We start from the raw sequence: 22542 nt of genomic DNA, 5'->3' as shown, positions 1-22542 counted from the left end.
CTCCCGCTCGGGCGACTTGACCCGCCCCTGTCCGGCCCACCGCCACCGCTCCGTTGACACCCTCCGCCCCACGTGCTTGCATCCCGCCATGCCGTTGTCGGAGCCGCTGACCCGTCGCCGCGCCGTGGACCTCGTCCGGGTGGCCGCCGCGCTGTGTCGGACGACCGGCTGATCGCGCGCCTCCTCGCGTCTCTGTCAACAACCCTGCTGGACAAGCCATTTGTACGCACGGGCCGCACCCGTCCCACGGACGGCCGCGCCCTGGCCCGCGCCACGGCTCTCGTGCATCTCCCTCCCCCCCCCCATGACGAGGACACGCCATGCCTGCCTCCACCCCCGCCGGTCATTCCTACGAAACCGACTACGACCGCCGCAGGTTGCGTCAGTGGCTTGCCGGTGAGGCAAGGGCCGACGGGGTCACCCGCCGTCGGCTGCTCACCCTGCTCGCCGCGACCGCCGCCGGGACCGCACTCGGCGCCACGCGGCCCGCCCACGCCGCCGCCGGGCCGATCGTCAAGCCCCTGCCGCCCGAGTGGTTCATCGCGCGCGGCACCAACGCCGAGACCCGCTGGGAGGCGCTGCGCGGAACCGGTCACCACACCCCCAACGAGCGGTTCTTCGTGCGCAACCACACCGCCACCCCCGTCCTGGAAGCCGACGACTGGCGGCTGCGGCTGTGGGGGAGCGGGCTGCGCGGCGCCCCCGGCGAGGACCGGCCGGTGGAGTTCGGCTACGACGACCTGCGGGCCCTGCCGGCCGTCACCCGTACCGCCTTCGTCGAGTGCGCAGGCAACGGGCGTTCCTACTACACGACTCAGCAGGGCGAGACGGTCACCGGCACCCCGTGGACCCTGGGCGCCATCGGCGTCGCACGCTGGCGCGGGGTGCGCCTGGCGGACGTGCTGCGCAGGGCCGGGCTGTCCCCGTACGCCGTGGACGTGCAGCCGCGTGGCCTGGACGCCGAGTACGTCAGCGGCGGCGAGAGCCTGGGCCGGGTACGGCGTCCGCTGCCGCTGGCCAAGGCGCTGGACGACGTACTGCTCGCCTACGAGATGAACGGCGAGCCGCTTCCGTACGACCACGGGTACCCGGTGCGGGTGCTGGTGCCCTCGTGGGTGGGGATCGCGTCGATCAAGTGGGTCGGCGACATCGAGGTGTCCGCGCAGCCGCTCTACTCGCCCTGGAACACCACCTTCTACCGGCTGTTCGGCTCCTCCTACCCGGAGGGCGGCAGCGCGCCGCTCACCCGGCAGGCCACGAAAAGCGCCTTCGAGCTGGCCGGCGGGGCCACGTTCACGGCGGGACAGCGGCATGTACTGCACGGACGGTCGTGGTCGGGCGCGGGCGCCGTCGCACGGGTCGACGTCAGCACCGACGGCGGGGCGAACTGGCGGCCCGCCCACCTGCACGACCGGCCCCGCGCCGGTACCTGGACCCGCTGGTCCCTCGGTTGGCGGCCCGACGCACCCGGCGCCACCCACCTGCTGGCCCGCGCCACGGACACGGCCGGCCGCACTCAGCCGGCCACCGCCGTGCCGAACACGCAGGGGTACCTGTTCGACGCGGTCGTCCGGCATCCGGTGAGCGTGGTGTGACGGACAGCCGTCCTGGCCGGGCCCCAACGGCCGTTGTTCTGTTGGTCGACGGCAGTGTCAAGGGTTGCCGGATTTGGTCCCGATTCTTCCTTCAGTCGAATTCGCAGGCCTTTCACCGGCATTGACTGTGGCACCAGTCACATTTTGATCGCTTGTGGTGTCGGTGGTGTCACCGAGGGCAAGATCACGCGGCAGGCGTCAGGTCGGTTAACGGGGGATCTAATGTCTCAGTCCTTGGAAGACTTATGTGTTTTTCCGCTGTCCAGGCAGCAAGAGGCTGTCTGGACAGCGCGGCAACTCAATCCTCAAGGGGACCTCTACAACGTCCCTGTCGCGTACGTCCTTTCCGGCGTCGTACAGAAAGGCGCGCTGGACGAGGCGCTGCGCCGGGTGCTCCGGCGGCATCCCGTGCTACGCGTGTCGATCCAACAGGCGGCGGACGGCCCGACGTGTCAGAGCGTGTGCGCGGTGCCGGACGAGATCCTGAGCGTGCACCAGGTGACAAAGGGCGAGTTGGACAAACGGATTGACGACGCGCTGTCGATCCCGTTCCTCGCCGACGCGACCTGCCGACTGCGTGCCGACCTGTTTCGGCTCGCTCCCGAAGAGGCCGTTCTGCTCATGGTCTTCGATCACGTGGCGACCGACGCCCCGTCGGTCCGACAGTTGTCGAGAGACTTGGGCGAGGCCTATGCCGCAGTGCTGGACGGCGTACCGGACGGTGGCGAGTCCCCGGCCGACGGCTACTTCGGCTACATACGCCGACAGCGCGCCTGGGACGCCTCCGCCGAGGGTCGGGCGAGCGCCGCCTTCTGGGGTGATGTCGTGGCCGACCTGGAAACCCTCGCGGCCCCGCCGCGCCAAGCCCGTGACACGGCGCCCGCCCAGGGCGTCAAGGCATCAGTGCCGGTCACCGTCCGCACGGACGTCGGCCGCGCTGCGAAACAGCTGCGGACCACGCCCTTCGCGCTGTTGCTGGCCGCCTTCTCTCTGACGTTGCAGCACTTCCTGCGCTCGGACGACGTTGTCATCTCATACCCGGCGGTGGACTGGCGTCGGTCCGAGTACGACTCCGTCGTCGGCCTCTTCACCGACCTGCTGGTCTTTCGGTGTCCGCCCCGGCCGGGGCGGAGCCTGCCGAAATACGTGGCGGACGTTCAGGACTCGCTCTTCACGTGCCTGGAGCATCAAGGTGCCTCGCTGGAAAAGCTGCGGGCCCACCTGCGCACCCTCACGGGGGGTGGGGCGGTGCTGCCGCCCATGCTGTCCGTCAATGAGACCGGCGACGAACTGCGGCTGCGCGGCCTGAAGGCGGAGCGCCTCCCCCTCACCGCGCGTAACGCCAAGTCGGAGCTGATGCTGGTATTCGACCTCTGCGACGGCCGTGCCACGGCTCGCCTGGATTTCGACCCCGCGGTCTACCCGCCCGCGACCGCGACCCGTCTGGCGCACGCCTTCGAGGTCGTCCTGGACAGGTTGGCCGAAGGCTGGGACGGCCCCGCGACCGCGGTGGACCTCATCGGACCCACCGACCGAGCGATGGTGCTGGACGGCTGGAATCCGGCCCCCGGCGAGGCGGCCGCACCGCACGTCCCGGCCGCGTTCCTGCGGCAGGCCCTGGCCGCTCCCGAGCGGACCGCCCTGATCGAGGACGGGTGCGAGACCACTTACGGGGAACTGGAGGCGACGTCCCGTTCCCTGGCCGCCCGCCTCGCCGCGCTGGACCTGCCCGCCGGCAGTGTCGTGGCCCTGTGCCTGCCCAGGTCGGCCCGGTTCGTGGCCGCGACCCTGGCGGTACTGCGCTGTGGTCTGGCCTTCCTGCCCGTGGACCTGGACCAACCTGCGCGCCGCCGCTCGTTCGTCCTGGCGGACTCCGGGGCCGCCGCCGCCGTGGTGCCGGACGGTTCGGCCGCCGTCGACCTGCCGGACGGGCTCGCAGCCGTCGTCTGGGACGACGCCCCGCCCGATGCCGCCACAGTGTTCGAGGACCGGGCGCCCGGCCCGGCGGATCCCGCCTACGTCATCACCACCTCCGGCAGTACCGGCCTGCCCAAGGCGGTCGTCGTTCCACACCGCGCCCTGGCCAACAACCTCCTGTGGAAGCGCACCGAGTTCGGCTTCCATGCCGAGGACCGCTTCTACTTCAAGACGCCGCCCGTTTTCGACGCGTCCCTGTGGGAATACCTGGCACCGCTCACTCTGGGCGCCGCCGCGGTCGTGGCGCCGCCGCAGGCGCACCGGGACCCGGCGCTGATGATCGACGAGATGCGTCGGTACGCGGTGACCGTGGCCCAGTTCGTGCCCACTGTCCTCAAAGCGGTCCTGGCCGAGGAGGCATGGAGCGAGGGTTCCGCCCTGCGGTGGGTCTTCGCGGGCGGGGAGCCGCTCGACTCGTGGGTCGCCGACGCCGTGCGGCGTGGCAGCCGCGCGCGGTTGGTCAACCTCTACGGCCCGACCGAGACCGCTGTCGACGTCACCTCCCACACATGTGCCCCGAGCGACGCGCAGGGGACCGCGGAGCCGATCGGCCGCCCCATCCCCGGTGCGCAGGCCTATGTGCTCGGCCCCGGCGGTCAGCTGTTGCCGCCCACCTTCGTGGGTGAACTGTGCATCGGAGGGCTGCCGTTGGCCCTTGGCTACGCCAACCGTGCGGAGCAGACCGCGGAACGGTTCGTGCCGCACCCCTTCAGCGACGACCCCGAGGCCCGGCTCTACCGGACGGGCGACCTCGCCTCCTTCCGCCCGGACGGCGTACTGGACTTCCACGGCCGCGAAGACGCGCAGGTCAAGGTCCGCGGGCTGCGCGTGGACCTGGACGGCATCCGCACTGTGCTGCTGGAACATCCGGACGTACGCGACGCCGTGGTGACGGTGCGGCCCCAGGCCCCAGACGCACTGATCGCCTACGTCGTCCCGCGCGCCGGCGGCGAAGCGGCCGACGTGCACGGTCATCTCGCCGATCGTCTCCCGCCCGAACAGCTGCCTTCGAATGTCATGGTCATGGCAGAAATGCCGGTCACTGCCACCGGGAAAGTGGACGTGGGGGCTCTCCCGCTGCCCGAGGTCGGCCGGACGGCGGCACCTGACAGCGGCCCGCGCACGGACCTCGAACGCCGCCTCACCGCGCTGTGGGCGGAAGCCCTCGGCACCGAGCCGGAGCGAGTGCCCCGCGATCGGAGCTTGTTCGAACTGGGCGGTACATCCCTGACCCTGATCCATCTGCACCGTCGGCTCAGAACGGAGATCGAGGCCGGAATCTCGGTGACGGACCTGTTCAAGTACCCGACCGTCGCCGCCGTCGGGCGTGCGGTGAGCGGCTCCGAGAACGACGAAGGACGAGCATGAACTCCGTGCAGGACAGTCAGCACGTCGCGATCGTCGGAATGGCCTGCCGCTTCCCGGCCGCCCCCGACGTCGACGCCTACTGGGCCGCTCTCCTGGCGGGCCGCACCTCCCTGACTCCCCTGAGCTCCGAGGCTCTGGACGAAAAGGGAGTCCCCTCGGACGTCCGCGCCGACCCCGCCTATGTGCCGGTCGCCGGCGGCCTGGACGGCGTCGACCTGTTCGACGCGGCCTACTTCGGTATCCCGCCCGCGGAGGCCGCCGCCATGGATCCGCAGCACCGCCTCTTCCTCCAGGAGGCGGTCCACGCCCTGGAGCACGCCGGCTGGGCAGGCCGCGGCGATGACCGCAAGGTGGGCGTGTTCTGCGGTACGGGCGAGAACCGCTACGCCGCCCTGCTGCCCACCTCCGGCAGCGGCGCCCAGACCCGGCGTGGCATGTCCGACACGCCCGCGGCCCTCCCCCTGCGCGTCTCGTACCACCTCGACCTGCGGGGCCCCAGCGTCTTCGTGAGCAGCCTGTGCTCCACCTCGCTGACCGCCGTGCACCTCGCCCGACGCAGCCTGCTCGCCGGTGAGTGCGAACTCGCCCTGGCCGGCGCCGTCTCCGTCCAACTCCCGCAGCAGCACGGCTACCGCGCCCACGACGGAGGCGTCATGTCCCCGGACGGCGCGCTGCGCCCGTTCGACGCGCAGGCCCGCGGCACGGTGCCCGGCAGCGGCGTGGGTGCCGTCGTCCTCAAACGGCTGTCCGACGCCTTGCGCGACGGCGACACCATCCACGCCGTGATCCGCGGTTCCGCCCTGAACAACGACGGCTCCGACCGCCAGAGCTTCGCCGCACCCAGCGTGCGGGGCCAGCGTGACGTGGTCATCGCCGCACTCACGGACGCCGACGTCGATCCCTCGACCATCGGGTACGTCGAGGCGCACGGCACCGGAACACCGCTCGGTGACCCGGTCGAGCTGGCCGCTCTGCGTGAGGCCCGGGAACGGCTCGGCGCGTCCACGCCCTGCGCTGTGGGCGCGGTGAAGTCGTCCGTCGGGCACCTGGACACCGCCGCCGGCATGGCGGGGCTCCTCAAGGCGGTACTCGCCGTCCGCGAGGGCATCGTCCCCACGACCGTCGGACACGACACGCTCAACCCCCTGGTCGAATTCGGCGACAGCGGCCTGTACATCAGCACCGGCACCCACCCCTGGCCGCTGACCGGGCATCCCCGGCGTGCGGCCGTCACCGCGCTCGGCGTCGGTGGCACCAATGCCCACATGGTGCTGGAGGAGCCCCCGGCGCCGTCCGCCGGGCCCGTCGCCGAGGACGAGGGCGAACCGCGGGTCTTCCCGCTCTCCGCCCGCACCCCGCAGGCGCTCGACCGGCTGCGCGAGCGGCTGGCCGCGACCCTGGCCGCACCCGGCCCCACCCTCCGGGACGCCGCCTGCACACTCCAGCACGGCCGCGCCCCGCACCCGGTACGCCGCGCGTGGGTGGCCGACTCGCGCGACGGCCTCGCCGCCGCCCTGCGTGACGGTCCCGAAGGAGCGACCGCCGAGGGACCTCTGGTCGTCGGGATCGCGCTCGGGGCCGGCGCCCCGCACCCGGTGCACGCGGGGCTGACGCGGCAACTGCCCGAGCTGCAGAGGGTGTCGGAGGACGCGAGGGAGGAGCCGGACCGAACCGTGCGGACCGGCTACGAGCTGCTCGACTCCCTGCCCCGGCTCGGCATTCACCCCCACGCGGTCACCGCCGTGAACGGCGGTGAGTTCCTGGCCCTCGGCCAGGCCGGCGCGCTGCCCCGGGACGTGGCGCTGCGGTGCGCCGCAAGGCACCTCCAGGCGCTGGCCTCGACCGGCGGTGATCTGAGCGCGTGCGAGCGGCTGCTGCTCGAGACCGAGCAGGAGTTGCGGGCCTGCCCTCTGGCCCCGCCGGCCTTCGAGGTGCGCGCGCCGGCCGTCTCGCAGGTGTTCACCACGGACCGGGTGCCCGCCGTCGAGCACCTGATCGAGGTGACCCGCGCCGCCGTCATGGGCGAGGACGAGGCGACGCTCCCCGCCGACTGCCCGGACCTGGTCGCCGCGGCGGCCGACCGGGGGGCGTGGCTGCGTCTGCTGGCCCACTGTTGGGAGCACGGCGCCGACGTACGCTGGGACGGGACGCCCGGCAGCCGCGGCGGACACCGGGTCCCGATGCCGGGCTACCCGTTCGCCGAGGAACGCCACTGGGCGGTTCCCGCACCGCAGCCTCCGGTCCCGCCCGCGGCGGCGGCGAGCCCGGAGCCCGTCTTCGGCACAGCCGACGTGGCCACCGAACTCGCGGGTGTCTGGCGGACGGTCCTCGGCGTGCCCGAGGTCCTGCCCGACGACAGCTTCTTCGTCCTCGGCGGCCACTCCTTGCTCGCTGCACAGATCATGACCCGCATCCGGGAGCGGTTCGAGGTCCGCGTCCCCCTGGGCGATCTCCTGGACGCCGAGACGCTGGCCGGAATGACCCGACTCGTCGAGGACGAACTGGCCGCCATGCGCGTCTACGCCGCCTCGACCTCCACGCCGGACCACACGAGGGAGACGGTGGAACTGTGAACGTCACCCGCTTCCTCGAGGACCTGTCCGCACGGGGCATCCAGGTGACCCCGACCGACGGCAGACTCACGGTCTCCGCCGCCGACGGCGTCCTCACCGACGACGTCAAGGACGCCATCCGCGGCCGACGCGAGGAGATCCTCCGGTTCTTCCGGGAGTACGAGGAGGAGCAGTACCGCCGCGGTGTACGCATCCAGCGCGTCGACCGGCGGGCGCCGATCCCCGCCTCGTACGCCCAGCACCGGCTGTGGCTGGTCGAGCAGACCGCGACGGACCTGCCCATCTACAACATGTACTTCGCCAGTGATCTCGAAGGCGACCTCGACGAGGACGCCCTGCGCGGCGCCGCCGAGGACCTGGTGCGGCGCCACGAGATCCTGCGCACCGCCCTGACCGAGACCCCGGACGGACTGTTCCAGACCGTCCACGAGGACTGCCCCGCCGTCTTCTCCGTCCGGCGAGCCGACGCTCCCGGCGCCCGCGCCGAGGCTCTCTTCGAAGCTGTCTCCACCCGCTTCGACCTGGCCTCGGCCCCACTGATCCGCTTCGACCTGCTACGCACCGGCACCCGGCGGTGGACCTTCGTCGTCACCCAGCACCATGTCGTCTCCGACGGCTGGTCGACCGGCCTGCTCAAGAAGGAACTGTCGGAGCTGTACGCCGCGCGGGTCGTCGGCCGTCCACCACAACTGCCCGGGCTGTCCGTGCAGTACGCGGACTACGCGGTCTGGGAACGCGCATGGCTCGGCAGCGACCTGGCCCGCCGTCAGCGCGACTACTGGCGCACGGCCCTCGCCGACCTGCCTCCCCTGTTGGAGCTGGCGCCGGCTCGGCAGCGCGAGGCGGTCCAGAGCTACCGCGGCTCCGCGCTGACCTTCCGCTACGACGCCGCGTTCCTCGCCCGGGTGCGCGAACTGTGCGCCGAGACCGGCACGACGCTCTACGGCGCCTTCATGGCCGCGTACTCCCTGCTGTTGTCGCGGATGACCCGCCAGGACGACATCGCGGTCGGCAGCCCGCTGGCCAACCGCCCCTACGAGGCACTGGAGAACACCCTCGGCCTGTTCTTCAACTCCATCACCGTGCGCAGCCGGATCGACGAGGCCCGGACGGTTCGCGATCACCTCCTACGGACCCGCGGCGCGGCATTCGACGCCTTCGCTCATCAGGACCTGCCGTTCGACCAGGTCGTGCAGGCGGTGGCGCCCGGTCGGAGCAGTTCGCACTCTCCGGTGTTCCAGACGATCTTCATCCTCCAGACCTACCCGGGCGAGGAGTTCTCCCTGCCCGGCGTGACGGCCGAAAGCGCCGGCACCCCCTACTACTCCGCCCAGTACGACCTGATGTTCAAGCTGCGCGAGGACGGCGACGGCCTCCAGGGCCTGCTCGTGTTCAACGACACCCTGTTCGACGAGGACGACGCGCAGCGCTTCACCGGTTGGTTCCGGCACCTGGTCGAGCAGATGTGCGACCAGCCGGACGCGCCCCTCGACACCCTGCGGGTGGCCGACCCCGACAGCGAGCGGCTGATCGCCGGCTGGCACGCGGCCACGGTCCGCGCCGTGACATCCGGCCGGGCCGAGGAGCACATCCTGCGTCGGCTGCTGGAACACGGCGACGCACCGGCCATCGCCTTCCGCGGTCGGCGCCTGTCCGGCGCCGAACTGGCCCGGCGCGCCGAGTCGGTGGCGGCAGGACTGTGCGCCGCCGGGCTGCGGCCAGGATCACGGGTGGGCGTCCTGTCGACCAGGTCCCCCGAACTCGTCGCCGTCCTGCTCGGCATCCTGCGCGCGGGATGCGCGTACGTCCCCCTGGACGGCACCGCCCCCGACGCACGCCTGGCAGGCATGCTCGACTCGGCCGAGTGCTCCGCTCTCGTCACCGACCAACGCTACGCCGGACGCTGCCCGGACTTCCCCGGCCGCCGCCTGGACGCGGCCGGACTTCTCGCCTCCCCGGGCACCGCCGCGGCCCCGGAGACGGACCCCGCGGCCGCGGCCTACGTCATCTTCACCTCGGGTTCCACCGGACAGCCCAAGGGCGTGGAGGTCACCCACGGCAACCTGGCCAACCTGTTCACGGCCCTGGACGAAGCGGTCGCGCTGCCTGCTCCCACCGTGTGGCTGGCCGTCACCGGCGTCACCTTCGACATCGCCGTGGTCGAGTTGCTGTGGACCCTGGCCCGGGGGGTGTTCGTGGTGCTCGCCGAAACAGCGGAGAGCCTGCGGCACACCCCGGCGAGGGACGACGCCGAGCCCGCCACGGTCCCCGAACTCATCGTCAGGGAAGGCGCGACCGCGCTGCAGGCCACTCCCACCCTGCTGCGCGGCGTGCTCGCACTGCCCGGCGCCGAGGAGGCCCTGGGCCGCCTCGACGTACTGATGGTCGGCGGCGAACCTCTCGACCGGACGCTGGCCGCACGGCTCAAGGGGCTCGGCATCCCGCGCGTCCTCAACATGTACGGGCCCACGGAGACCACCGTCTGGTCGACGTACTGGGAGGTCCCGGCGGATCCCGACGCGATCCTCGTCGGCCGGCCGCTGGCCAACACCGCCGCCCATATCGTGGATGCCACCCTCAATCCCGTCCCGGTCGGCATGTACGGCGAACTCGTGCTCGCGGGGGCCGGCGTGGCCCGCGGCTATGTGGGCCGACCCGAGTTGACGGCCGAACGCTTCCCCGTCCTGCCCGCCGTCCACCCGGACGGGCCGGTCTACCGCACCGGTGACATCGCCCGGTTGTTGCCCTCGGGCGACATCGAACTGGTGGGCCGCGTCGACAACCAGGTCAAGGTCAACGGCTACCGGATCGAACTGGAGGAGATCGAGCACGCCCTGAACTCGCTCGACGACGTCGCCCAGGCGGCGGTGTGTGTGCAGCACGACGGAGAGCGGGGCGTCCTGGTAGCCCACTACGTGCCCCAGCCGGGCGCGCATCCCGATGAGGCGACGCTGCGCGCGGGCCTCATGGAACTGCTGCCGGACCAGATGATCCCGGCAGTCTGCGTCCCCTGCACCGCCCTGCCCACCACGACCAGCGGCAAGACCGACCGCAAGGCCCTTCCTCCGGTCCGGCTCACCGCCGCCCGCGAGCAGACAGCACCAGAGCCCCTCAACGACCTGGAGGGCCGCCTGCTGGAGGTCTGGCGGTCGGTGCTGCGGGACGACGGCGTGGGACCGGCCGACGACTTCTTCCGGTCCGGCGGGACCTCCATCCTCGTGGCCCGGCTGCTGACCGAGGTCCGCGCCCGGGTCCGCGAGGACGCCCGCATCGTCGACCTCTTCCGCTACCCGACCGTCCGGGCATACGCCGCCCACCTCGGCGGCGCAACCGGCTCCGGCACACCCCTGAGGGACCGTTCGGCGGTACCGGCCGCCCGGCGCGAGGCCCAACTGCGGCGCAGACAACAGGTCCTGCGCAAGCAGCAACGCCGTGCCTCGGCACCGGCGACCGAGCCGGACTGACCACCCGACGGCCACTCTGCCGGTGCTATGAGAGCTGCCCCCGCCCCCGGCGCACGGACCCGTGTGCCTCGACCCCGGAGCAGGAGCCTTGACTGCCGACCTTCCCGACCACGACACCGATGCCCCGGCCGTCGCCATCATCGGCATGGCCTGCCGTTTCCCCGGGGCCGACTCGCCCCAGGCGTTCTGGGAGCTGCTGCGCAACGGTGCAGAACCGCACGAAGCCGTGCCGACGGAGGAACTGAGACGCGCGGGCCTGCCGACGCAGGCCGGTGACCACCCGTTGCACGTCGCCGTCCGCAAGCCTTTCGCGGACCCGTCCCTCTTCGACGCGGACTACTTCGGGATGACCCCCGCCGAGGCCGCGGCGACCGACCCCCAGCAGCGCTTCCTCTTGGAAACCACCGTCCACGCACTCCAGGACGCGGCCCTGGACCCCGGCTCCTTCCCGGGCGGCATCGGGGTGTTCCTCGGCATGAACCACTCCGACTACCTGCTGCACCATGTGATGAGCCACCCCGAGGTCGTGGCGAGTCTCGGCTGGCACCGCGTCCTGATGGGCAACGACCGCGGATTCACCGCCACCGGCATCTCCTACCGGCTGGGCCTGACCGGCCCGAGCACGGCCGTCGACTGCGCATGCTCCTCCGGCCTGGCCGCGGTGCACCACGCCTGCCGTGCCCTGCTGGACTTCGAGACGGACGCGGCGGTGGCGGGCGCTGCCGCGATCAAGCCCACCGACCTCGGTTACCCGTACGTGGAAGGCGGCATCGGCTCCCCGGACGGCCGCTGCCGACCCTTCTCCGCCCGAGCGACGGGCACGGTGTTCGCCAGCGGCGTCGGTGTGGTGGTGCTGCGGCGGCTGGAGGACGCCCTGGCGGACGGGGACCGGGTGCTGGCGGTCATCCGGGCCGGTGACATCAACAACGACGGAGCACGCAAGAGCAGCTACACCGCGCCCAGCGCCCAGGGCCAGGCCGAGCTCATAGCCTCGGTGCATCAGCTGGCGGGCGTGACGGCGGACCAGGTGTCGTACGTGGAGGCGCACGGCACCGCCACCGCCCTGGGCGACCCCATCGAGGTGAACGCCCTCACCGAGGCCTTCCGGGACACCACCGCCGCGCGGGGCTTCTGCGGGATCGGGTCGGTGAAGTCCAACATCGGCCATACCGACTCCGCCTCGGGCATCGCCGGACTGATCAAGGTGGTGCTCGCCCTGCGCCACGGTGAGCTGCCCGCGACGCTCGGGTGCGAGGAGACCAGCCCGCACATCGACTTCGCCTCCTCGCCGTTCCGCGTGACCACCGAACATCAGAAGTGGGACGGCCCGCGCCCCCTGCTCGCCGGCGTCAGTTCGTTCGGCGTGGGCGGGACCAACGTCCACCTCCTCGTCGAGGAACCGCCCGCCCCGCCGGCCGTGCGGGTCGCGCCGACGCAGCCCGCACGGCTGCTGCCCTTCTCGGCCGCCTCCCGCCCGGCCCTGGATGCCTGGGAGACCGCCCTGCGGGAGCGGCTCGCGGACGAGACTCCCGACGGTGCCCGCGACATGGCGTACACCCTCACGCGAGCGCACACCGTTCTGACGCACCGCCGCGCCCTTCTCACGACCCCCGGCGCCGAACCCGTCGTACTCGACTCGGACCCGGCGCCAGCGAACCCGGCGACGTGCGCGTTCGTGCTGCGGCACGCCGCGCCGGACGCGCAGGCGCTGCGCGAGGTCCTCGACGCCCACCCGGCCTTCCGCCGCACGGCCGAGCGGCTGGCCGGGCCGTGGGCCGCCGCCCGGGGGACCGGCCTCCGGCAGGCCCTCGAGGTCCTCGCCGCACAGGGACCCGAGGAGTTGGTGGCCGCCGTGCTGTGCCTGGGCGAGGCGGCCGTATGGGCCGAGCACCGGGGCACGGCGGCGCGCGCCCTCGTGACGGACCGGACCGCGCGGCCCGCCGCCGCAGTCCTCGCGGGCGCCCTGACCGAGCACGACCTCGCCGTCGCACTCGCGCACCTCGCCCACGGCGTCCCGCTCGCAGAAAGCCTGCGCCGGGTCACACCGCGCCCGGCGGACATCCCCTGCTACGACGAGGACGGCACCGAACTCTGGCCGGCCGGACACCTTCCCGACCTCGACCGGATCCTCGGCGAGGGCGCTGTCGTACCGGGCCGCCGCACCCTGCCGCCCCGCGTGCGCGCTCTGGTGCTGCTCGGCGCGGCACGGGCCCTGCCGGCGACGGCCGTACCCGACTTCTTCGCAACGGCCGTCGCCGTCGACGGCTCGTGCACCGCGCGCGGCGGCCACCCCGCGCTGCTCGCGCGCCTCGGCCGAGCCTGGGCCCTGGGACTGCTGGAAGACCACAGGGGCATCGCGGACGCCGACGGGGGCCGGATCGTCGACCTGCCCGCCTACCCCTTCGACCGGCGGCGCCACTGGCTGGAGCCCCACCCGGCACGGGAGACGGCCGACGCTGCGCGGCCCGACCGGGATGCGGAACCGGACGGCGACACCGCGCTGCGGCAGGCCGTCGACATCTTCACCCGGTGCCTGGGACTCGACGAAGTCGACCCCGCGGACGACCTGTTCGCCCTCGGCGGCGATTCCCTGCTGGCCACCCGGGTCGTCTCCATGGCCCGCTCGCGGCTGCGCGCGAACATCCCTCTCGGCACCTTCCTGCGCGCGCCCACACCGAAGAACCTGGCCCGCCTGGCCGCGGAGACGGAGCGACTGCCGGAGCAGCGGGCCGCCGCTCCGCTCCCCGGCGGCGTGCTGCCGCTGACCCCCCAGCAGGAGCGGTTCCTGTTCCTGGACGAGATCGACGGGGCGGGAGAGGCCTACAACGTGCCGGTCCTCGCCGACCTGAGGGGCCCGCTGGACGTGGCGGCGCTGCACGCGGCGCTCGCCGACGTCGTCGCCCGGCACGAGAGCCTGCGTGCGGTGTTCCGCACCACCGTGGACGGCGCGACCCAGAAGATCCTGCCCACGGCCCTTGCGGAGTTGCCCGTCGAGGCCGTCGCGGACGAGTCTGCGCTGCGGGCCGCCCTCGCCGAACTCCTCGACCGTAAGCTGTCGTTGGACCAGGCCCCGGTCCTCGCCGCCCGTCTCTTCAGGCTCGGCGCCGACCGCCACGTTCTGGCCCTTTCCGTGCACCACATCTGTGCGGACGCTCACTCCACCGGAGTCCTGCTGCGCGACCTGTACGCCTGCTACACCGGGCGTACCACCGGCGCGCCGGTCACCCTGCCCGCGATCGACGGGCTGCTGGCCACCCACGCCCGGTTCACCGCCGACTGGCTCGCCTCCGCGGACGCCGACCGCCAACTGCGTTTCTGGCTTGAGGAGTTGGCCGACCTCCCGGAACCCCTCCAACTGCCCGGCGACCGCCCGTCCGGCATCGCCCGCAGCTACCGTGGGGATCTGCTCGACTTCACTCTCCCCGCCAGGCTGTCCCGGCAGGTCAGGGAGCTGGCCGAACAGCTCGACACCACCCCGTTCGTGGTGGTGTTCGCCGCCTTCACGGTGCTGTTGACGCGGCTCGGCGGACGGCCGGACCTGGTCGTCGGAGTGCCGGTCTCCGGCCGGCACCGGCCGGAGACCCGCGACCTGATCGGCAACTTCGTCAACACCCTCCCCATCCGTGCCAGGACCGGCGATGCCACGGACTTCCGCTCGCTGGTCGGCAGGCTCGCCGAACGGGTCACGGCCGGCCTGGACCACCAGGACCTGCCCGTCGAGGTGATCACCCGGCATCTCGGCCGTGGCGGTGGCCCGCAGGGCGCCGGGCTGTTCCAGGTGCTGTTCAACATGCTCAGCCTGGACGCCGGCGGCGCCGAACCCCCAGCCGGTCTGGAACGCCGCCCGCTGCCCTTCGACCGGCACACCAGCCCCTACGAGGTGTCGCTCGACTGGTGGTTCGCCCGGGACGGGGCCATCTCGGGTCGCTTCCTCTATGACACCGACAGCTTCGGCCGCCGGACCGTCGCCGACTGGCAGGATTCCTTCGCCTTCCTGCTCGACACCCTCACCCGCTCCCCGGACCGCCCGATGCGGGAGATCCCCACCGAACCGCCCGCCGCGGCCGCGCGCACCGCCGCGGCGCTGACCGGCCCGACCGTGCCGGTGCCGCCGCGCCCGGTGCACGCCGTCTTCGCCGACCTGGCCGCCGAGCACCCCGACCGCCTCGCCGTCACCGACGGCCGTACCTCCCTGTCGTACGGCGTACTCGACCGGATCTCCGTCGGCGTGGCCGAACTGATCACAGAACGCGGCGTACTCCCCGGTGAGAGTGTGGGCGTCGCCATGGCACGCGGCGTACCCGTCGTGGCGGCGGTCCTGGGAGTGCTGCGCGCCGGGGCGACCCCGGTGCCCTTCGACCTCACCCACCCGCGGCAGCGGCTGGCCGTGATGGCGGAGGACTCCGGAGCCCGCCTCGTGCTCTGTGCCCGCAGCGCCGACGCAGCGTTCGCGGCGGCCGCGACACCGCTGGAACTTCCGGACCTCACCGACGTACGGGGCACCGGTCGTAGCGCCGCCGGAGACGACGTGGCCCCCTCCATCGGCGCCTACCTGACCTACACCAGCGGTACGACAGGACGACCCAAGGGCATCCAGTTCCCCCACCACGCGCTGACCAACCTCATCCACTGGGAGACCGAGGGCCACACCGCCGCCCGCCGGTGGCTCCAGCTCGCCTCCTTCGGCTTCGACGCCGCGTTCCACGAGATGTTCGGCGCCCTGTGCTCCGGTGGCTCCCTGCACATCGCCGACGAGGAGACCAAGCACGACCACGACATGCTGGCGGGCTTCGTCCATGACCAACAGGTGCAGAAGGCCATCCTGCCGGTGTCCCTGCTGCACGCACTCGCCGCCCGCTTCGCCTCCGACGCCTCTCCTTTCGCCTCCCTGCGGGAGATCGCCTCGACCGGCGAGCAGTTGCGGCTGAGCGAGTCCATGGTCGCTCTCTTCGAGGCCCTGCCGGACTGTCGGCTCATCAACAACTACGGCCCCGCCGAGACCCACGTCGTCACCTCCTACCGCTTCACGGGGCCGCCGCACACGTGGCCCCGGCACGCCCCGATCGGCCGGCCCATCCAGAACGTCACCCTGGCCGTCCTGGACGCCGACGGGCAGGCCGCGGCACGCGGCGCAGTCGGCGAACTGGTCATCGGCGGTGTCTGCGTGGCCACCGGCTACCTCGGGCAGCCGGAACTGACAGCAGAGCGCTTCCTGGACCATTGCGCCGACCACGCCGTCCCCGGCGAGGGCCGGGGCTACCGCAGCGGAGACCGGGCCCGACTGCTGCCCTCCGGCGATGTGCGGTTCCTCGGCCGCGGCGACAAGCAGGTCAAGATCCGTGGATTCCGGGTGGAACTCGGCGAGGTGGAGACGGCGATCCGCAAGGACCCCGACATCCGCGACGTCACTTTGGTGGTGCGCGGCCAGGAAGGCGACCAGCGCATCGACGCCTACCTCGTGACGTCGGCCGACGCCGGTGTCACCGGGCGCACGCGCCACCGGCTGCGGACCGAGTTGCCCGCCGCGATGGTGCCGTCGTCGTTCACCGTCCTCGACCGGCTCCCGGTCAACGTCAACGGCAAGATAGACACGGCGCGGCTGCCCGCACCCGGCGGCGCCCCGGCACCGGAAGCCGACATGGACGGGACGGACGGCGGCGTTCTGCAGGGCGTGCTCGCCATCTGCCGCCGAGTGCTGGACCAGCCACGGCTCGCACCGAACGAGGACTTCTTCGACGCCGGCGGCCACTCGCTGCTCGCCACCCGCGTCATCCACGCGGTCCGCGAGGAGTTCGGCGTACGGCTCTCGGCCGACGAGTTCTACGACGCCGGAACCGCCACCCGCATCGCCGCCGCCGTCTCCGCCGGCACCCCTGCCGGCGAGCCGGGCGAGGAACTGCCCCAAGTCGCTGAGTCTCTGCTTCTGCCGGGACTCGGCCGGCTCATCGACGGCAGCCCGTCGGCTGCCCGGCAGAAGACCTTCGTCTTCGACACCGGACAGCGTCTGGATCCAGAGCGCCTGCGGGCCGCCGTGGCCGCGGTCATCGCCCGGCACCGGGCCGTCGACCCGCCGTATCCGGACCGCGGCGCGCGGGAGCCCGGCCGACAGGTCGTCGCCGTACACGAGTTGCCCGCGGGCAAGGACCCGGTCACCGCAGCCGCCTGGCTGTACGACGAGGCCCAGCGCGTGCCCATCGACCCCAGCCGCGAACCCCTCATACGCCTCGCGCTGGCCCACGCGCCCGGCGGCACCTCCCTGCTGTCCCTGACCGTGCACCTCGCCGCGCTCGACGGACGCGGCCTGAACACCCTGTGCCGCTCCCTCGCCGACGCCCATGACGGCCGGCCTGTCCCACCGGCGCCCGACGACGGCTTCCTGCGGTACGTGACCTGGCGCCACGCCCTCGTCGGCGGCGAGCGCGCGAGGCGAGCCGCCGAGGTGTGGCGTTCGCTCCTGCCCGACGCGCCGGGGGACCTGGACGTACTGGGCCCGGCAACTGCCGGTGTCGTCGCCGGAAGCGCCTCCTGGGCGCCGGGGGAGCGGATTCAGCAGTACCTGCGCACCCGTTGCCGGGAGTACCGCGTCACGCCGTTCCAACTGCACCTCACCGTGTTCTGCATCGCGCTGGTGTGGTCGAGGGGGGCGGACGAGTCCGTCTGCGCGATCGCCCTCGACGGGCGCGTCAACCCGGACCTGGACGGGACCGTGGGCGCCTTCGCCAACGTCGTACCCCTGCCGTTCCGGCTGGAGCGGGACCGGCCGCTGCACCGGGCCGTGGAGGCCGTGCGCACCGTCTTCCACCAGGTGGACACCGTCCGCACCGTGCCCTACGCAGACCTCGCGGTGGCCGACGGACGGCTCGATGCCTTCCACGACCTGCCCGTGGTGTTCAACTACGCGCGTAACGAAGGGGGAGAACTGCGCCTGGGCGGGCAACGGCTGCGGGCGGTGGGCCCCGACCCGCTGGCCCCCCGACAGCGCGTGCACTTCACGGTCGCCGACGGCCCCGCTTCCTTCCGGGCGCTGCTCAAATACGGCGCCGGCGTCACCGAACGGCAGGACGCCCGCCTGACGGCCCTGTACCGCACCACCCTGTACGCCCTCGTGTTCGAGGCGGACATCACTCCCGAGGACCTCATGGCCTCGGCCGACGCCGGGCAGGAGCTATGAGATTCGGCCTTTTCTTCTTCGCCAACGGGCAGGACACGCAGGAGCAGTACCGACTCCTGCTGGAGGCGGCGCGTTTCGCCGACGGCGAGGGGTTCTCCGCGGTGTGGACGCCGGAACGCCATTTCCACGACTTCGGCGCGCCGTTCCCCAACCCCTCGGTGACTTCGGCGGCGGTCGCGGCCGTCACCTCACAGGTCGGAGTCCGGGCGGGGAGCGTGGTGCTGCCCCTGCACGACCCGCTGCGCGTCGCCGAAGAGTGGGCCGTCGTCGATCAGATCTCCGGTGGGCGGTCGGGGCTCGCCCTCGCCTCGGGCTGGAACCCGCAGGACTTCGTCCTGGCCCCGGGCAACTTCGAGAAGAACAAGGAACTGGTGCGCGACGGGGTTCACACCCTGCGCGCCCTGTGGGCCGGTGAGGCGATGTCCAGGCTCGGCCCCGACGCCAAGGAGCACGGCGTGCGAACGTATCCGCGCCCGCGCCAGGACGACATCCCGCTGTGGGTCACGGCGGCGGGATCGGCCCAGACCTTCGCCCTCGCCGGCGAACTCGGCTGTGGAGTGCTCACCCACCTGCTCGGCCAGTCCTGGGACCAGTTGGAGGACAATCTCGGGGACTACAGCGAGGCGCTGGAGGAGGCGGGCCACGGCATCGAGCTGGAGCGGGTGGCCATCATGCTCCACACCTTTGTGACGGACGACGCGCGAGCCGCGCTGGAGACCGCGCGGGCGCCCATGACGGCGTACATGCGCTCCTCCATGAACCTCTTCGGTCTCAAGTCGCCCCAGTCGGCCGGCGGCGGTCAGCCGTCGGAGACCGCGATGCGGGAGCTGCTGGAACACGCCTATGAGGAGTACGCGCGGACACGCTGCCTCATCGGCTCCGTCGACGGCTGTCTTCCGCTCGTCGAGTCACTGGCCGAACTCGGCATCGACGAGGTCGCCTGTCTGATCGACTTCGGGGTGGGCGCGGACGAAGTGCTGGCCGCGCTGCGGCATCTCGCCGTGCTGAAGGAAAGGTGCGAGGAACTGTGACCATGAGGCGTGCCGACAGAATGGCCGGTCGGCCCGAGTGGGCGGCGCGGTTCGGGCCGCCCACGGCCTGGACCTTACGGTTGCCGACCGGTGAGCCGTTCGAGCACCTGCTCGGCCTGCCGTACCGTGCCGACGGTCATGGCCGGCACCTTCGGGGCGGCGCCGCGGCAGATGTTCGTCAGCACCCGGCCCGGTCCGACCTCGACGAACGCCGCCACATCCTCCTTCACCAGCAGCTCCAGCGTCTGCTGCCACAGCACGGGCGAGGACAGCTGACGCTTCAGCAGCTCCCGTGCCTCGTCGCCGCTGTGGACGTACCCGGCACTGCTGTTGGCGACGACGGGCAGGGCGGGAGTGGCGAACGGCGTCGCGTCCAGGTGCGCGCCGAACTCCTCCTCGATCTCCTTCATCAGCGGCGAGTGGAACGGGGCCCCCACCTTCAGTGGTGTCACATGCCGGGCCCCCTGCGCGAGGGCGGCCGCGGTGAACGTCTCCACCCCGGCCACGCTGCCCGAAACCACCGTCTGTGTGGGCGAGTTGTAGTTGGCCACGGCCACCACCTCGCCGGACGCGGAGGAGGTCTCGGCGCACAGCTCATCGACCCGCTCCGGCGTGAGCCCCAGGACCGCCGCCATGCGTCCAGGTGTACGCCGGTTGACCGCCGCCATCAGCTCGCCGCGGAGGCGGACCAGGCGCAGGGCGTCCTCCCAGGCGAGGACCCCTGCGTGAACCAGCGCCGTGTATTCGCCGAGGCTGTGCCCGGCCACCACGGCGGGCCGCACACCGAGGTCCCGCAGGACGGCGGAGGCCACCACACTGGTGAGGAAGACTCCGGGCTGTGTGATCGAGGTGTCCCGCAGATCCTCCTCGCCGCCGGTGAAGCACACCCGGCTCAGTGGAAATCCGAGTATCTCGTCCGCGACAGTGTAGTACTTTCCCACCCGGTCCGCGTGTTCCTCCGCGAAGTCCTTACCCATGCCGGGTATCTGGGATCCCTGTCCGGGAAAGAGAAAGGCAATCCTGTCCATGGCCACCTCGCACGTGTCGTGACAGCTGGGTTCAGCGCGGATTTCGCCGTGGCGGCTCACCATATCGAGCATGAGGACCGGAGACAATGCCAAGCCACCTGATGTTCAGAGAATTACGGACCGGGCGTGTACGCCCGACAATCGTGCGGGAACCGGAGGTGACCTGCTTCCTGATTCACCATTCGGGAGGCTCGGCCGCCAGTTTCTCACCGTTGATTCCCCACCTTCCGGTGAAGTGGCGGTCGTTGGCCGTGGATTTGCCTGGTCGGGGCGGCTCGGCGGAGCCGCCCGCCGACCGCAGCATCGCGGAACTGGTGGACCGGCTGGCGCCCGCGGTCCTCGCTCAGGGGACCGGGCGGATCGCGGTTTTCGGGCACAGTCTCGGCGCACTGGTCGCATACGAGCTGGTCAGAGAGTTGGAGCGGAGCGAGGTCGGACCCGTGTGGCTGGGGGTGTCGGGCAGCCCCGCGCCCCAGCTGGTTGCGCAACGCCGTCTGGAGCGGCGGGATCTGTGGTCGCGCGAGCGACTCCTGGCGTTCCTGCGGGAACTGGGCGGTACCCCGGAAGAAATGCTCGCCATGCCGGATGTCGTCGACTATATGGTGGAAGTGCTGCGGAGCGATCTGTACGCCGTGGACACATATGAACACGTCGACGGGCCGCCGCTGCGCACTCCGATATCTGTCTATTCGGGAACCGCTGATCCACTGGCCGGTGTCGAGCTCCTCGGCGGGTGGCGCGAGAGAAGCCGAAGCGCCGTGAACATTCGGTCCTGGCCCGGTGGACATTTCTATCTTTTTGAGCAGAGCAAGATTTTTACCGAAAATCTGGTGGCGGATGTGTGTTCCGCCATGCCGGGCGCGCCGCAGGCGGTGCGGGAAATGAAAGGTGTAGAGCTGTGAGTGAGAAAGCGTCTGTCACTTCGGACGGGACCGAGGAGAAAGGGAGAATGTGGCGTATAGTCGGCGCCGCGCTTCCTCTTTACCTCACCATGATCGCGTCGTCGGCGGCGGCGCTGGTGGACACGGCCGTCCTCGGGCGGCATGCCACGGGCTCGCTCGCGGCTTTCGCTGTCACGCTGGCCGTTTTCAGCCCGGCCACCGCGGCGGTGTCCGGGGCGATGCGCGGTGTGATGCCGTTCGTCTCGGCGCACAAGGACGACGTCGACGCGCTGCTGCCGGTCCTGCGCAACGGCATGTGGCTCGGCATCTTCGTGGGCCTGCTGGGTGCGGTCGCGGTCGGGGCGGTTCCGGTCATCGGCAGCATCGGCGGGGTGCCGGAGACCACCCTCGACGAACTGGGCGTCTTCCCCTACATCCTGGCCTGCGCCGTTGTCATGATGTCGATCGGGGCCACCGCCACCTCGGCGCTCGTCGGCCTGGGCAAGGGCAAGGCCGTGATGCGCTCCGGACTGACCGGCACGGCGGCCGCGGTGGTGCTCTCGCTGCTGCTGGTCGGCGGCTTCGGCTCCTGGGACGGCCTGGGCCTGCCCGGCGCCGGCATCGCGATGCTCACCTCCAGCACGATCAACGCCTCCCTCGCCCACTTCCAGCTCCGCCGTAACACCGTGCTGGCGGGACGGCCGCTGGGACTCGGACGGCCGAGGCCGCACGAGGTGCTGCGGATCGCCCGGGTCGGTATCCCCCTCGCGGCGACCGTGCTCATCAAGTTCGCGGTCCTGGGCGTGCTCGCGTTCTCCGCGGCCCGAGCCGGCACCGACAGCGCAGCCGTGCACAGCATCGCGTTGTCGCTGGTGAACCTCATGTTCACGGCCGCGGTCGCCGTCGGTCAGGCGACCGTGCCCCTGATGGCCGACCCCGTGAAGAGCGGCGACGTACTGGAGATCCGGCGCAGCGCACTTGCCGGAGTGGGGGTCGCCGTCTGCGCGGTGTCCGCGCTGGCCGCGCTGTTGGCCCTGGCCCGTGACCCGATGATCTCGGTCTTCACCCACGACTCCGACCTGCACGACCAGGTACTGGACCTGCTGCCCCTGGTCCTCCTCGCGGTTCTCGCGGACGCGATCCAGGCGGTCTTCGGCTTCGGACTGATCGGTATCAAGCGCACGGTGCCCAGTCTGGCCACCTTCGCTCTCTGCTACGGCGTGCTCGCACTGGCCGCCGTCCCCGTCGGCAACGCGGGCGGCCTGCACGCCCTGTGGTTCTCCCTGGTCGTCGCCAACCTTCTGCTGGTGGCCGGTCAGGCCTACTTCTTCTACGCACGCAGCGGCTCGCTGAGAGCGGCGGAGCAGGTGCCGGCGAGCGCCTGAGTCCGGTCCGGGCCCATCGCCCTCCCCACCCTTATCCCACGCATGTGTTGTTGCGCAGAGTCAGGAGTC

9 protein-coding genes are annotated in these 22542 nt (G+C 71.8%); 8 read left to right on the top strand and 1 reads right to left on the bottom strand.

Going from position 1 to position 22542, the window contains the following annotated elements; all coding sequences use genetic code 11:
- Window positions 1–320 precede the first annotated feature (320 nt).
- From ABZ725_RS46860 to ABZ725_RS46835, 6 genes are all read left to right on the top strand, one after another.
- On the top strand, window positions 321–1595 hold the full coding sequence (locus ABZ725_RS46860) for a sulfite oxidase (protein ID WP_358808488.1): 1275 nt from the start codon (window positions 321–323) through the stop codon (window positions 1593–1595).
- A 222-nt stretch (window positions 1596–1817) separates the two neighbouring features.
- Window positions 1818–4940, top strand: a complete 3123-nt coding sequence (locus ABZ725_RS46855; protein ID WP_358808487.1) for an amino acid adenylation domain-containing protein — start codon at window positions 1818–1820, stop codon at window positions 4938–4940.
- Window positions 4937–7513: a beta-ketoacyl synthase N-terminal-like domain-containing protein gene (locus tag ABZ725_RS46850; protein WP_358808486.1), complete on the top strand. Its 2577-nt coding sequence runs from the start codon at window positions 4937–4939 to the stop codon at window positions 7511–7513. Before ABZ725_RS46855 ends, ABZ725_RS46850 begins: the two co-directional genes overlap by 4 nt.
- Window positions 7510–10977, top strand: a complete 3468-nt coding sequence (locus ABZ725_RS46845; protein WP_358808485.1) for an amino acid adenylation domain-containing protein — start codon at window positions 7510–7512, stop codon at window positions 10975–10977. The genes ABZ725_RS46850 and ABZ725_RS46845 overlap by 4 nt, the downstream gene beginning before the upstream one ends.
- Before the next feature lie 88 nt (window positions 10978–11065).
- Entirely contained in the window at window positions 11066–18148 is a 7083-nt protein-coding gene (locus tag ABZ725_RS46840) for an amino acid adenylation domain-containing protein (protein WP_358808484.1), read from the top strand.
- The gene (locus ABZ725_RS46835) at window positions 18145–19179 is read left to right on the top strand and encodes a MupA/Atu3671 family FMN-dependent luciferase-like monooxygenase (RefSeq protein ID WP_358808483.1); all 1035 of its coding nucleotides are present in this window, start codon (window positions 18145–18147) and stop codon (window positions 19177–19179) included. The genes ABZ725_RS46840 and ABZ725_RS46835 overlap by 4 nt, the downstream gene beginning before the upstream one ends.
- Window positions 19180–19253: 74 nt before the next feature.
- On the opposite strand, the gene fabD is transcribed toward ABZ725_RS46835, so the two are convergent.
- Window positions 19254–20207 (bottom strand): ACP S-malonyltransferase, encoded by a 954-nt coding sequence (gene fabD, locus ABZ725_RS46830; protein ID WP_358808482.1) that lies wholly within the window; start codon window positions 20205–20207, stop codon window positions 19254–19256.
- A gap of 143 nt (window positions 20208–20350) precedes the next feature.
- Here fabD and ABZ725_RS46825 point away from each other — a divergent pair, with 143 nt between their 5' ends.
- Together ABZ725_RS46825 and ABZ725_RS46820 are read left to right on the top strand one after the other, a co-directional pair.
- Entirely contained in the window at window positions 20351–21109 is a 759-nt protein-coding gene (locus tag ABZ725_RS46825; protein WP_358808481.1) for an alpha/beta fold hydrolase, read from the top strand.
- 47 nt (window positions 21110–21156) lie between these two features.
- Window positions 21157–22473, top strand: coding sequence for an MATE family efflux transporter (locus tag ABZ725_RS46820; RefSeq protein ID WP_358808480.1), 1317 nt, complete (start codon window positions 21157–21159; stop codon window positions 22471–22473).
- The last annotated feature ends 69 nt before the right edge of the window (window positions 22474–22542 follow it).

The sequence above is a fragment of the Streptomyces sp. NPDC006872 genome (assembly GCF_040635845.1).
In the GTDB taxonomy this organism is placed as follows: Bacteria; Actinomycetota; Actinomycetes; order Streptomycetales; family Streptomycetaceae; genus Streptomyces.
Note: the sequence above shows the minus strand (reverse complement) of the source record. Positions and strands in the feature narration are given on the sequence as shown.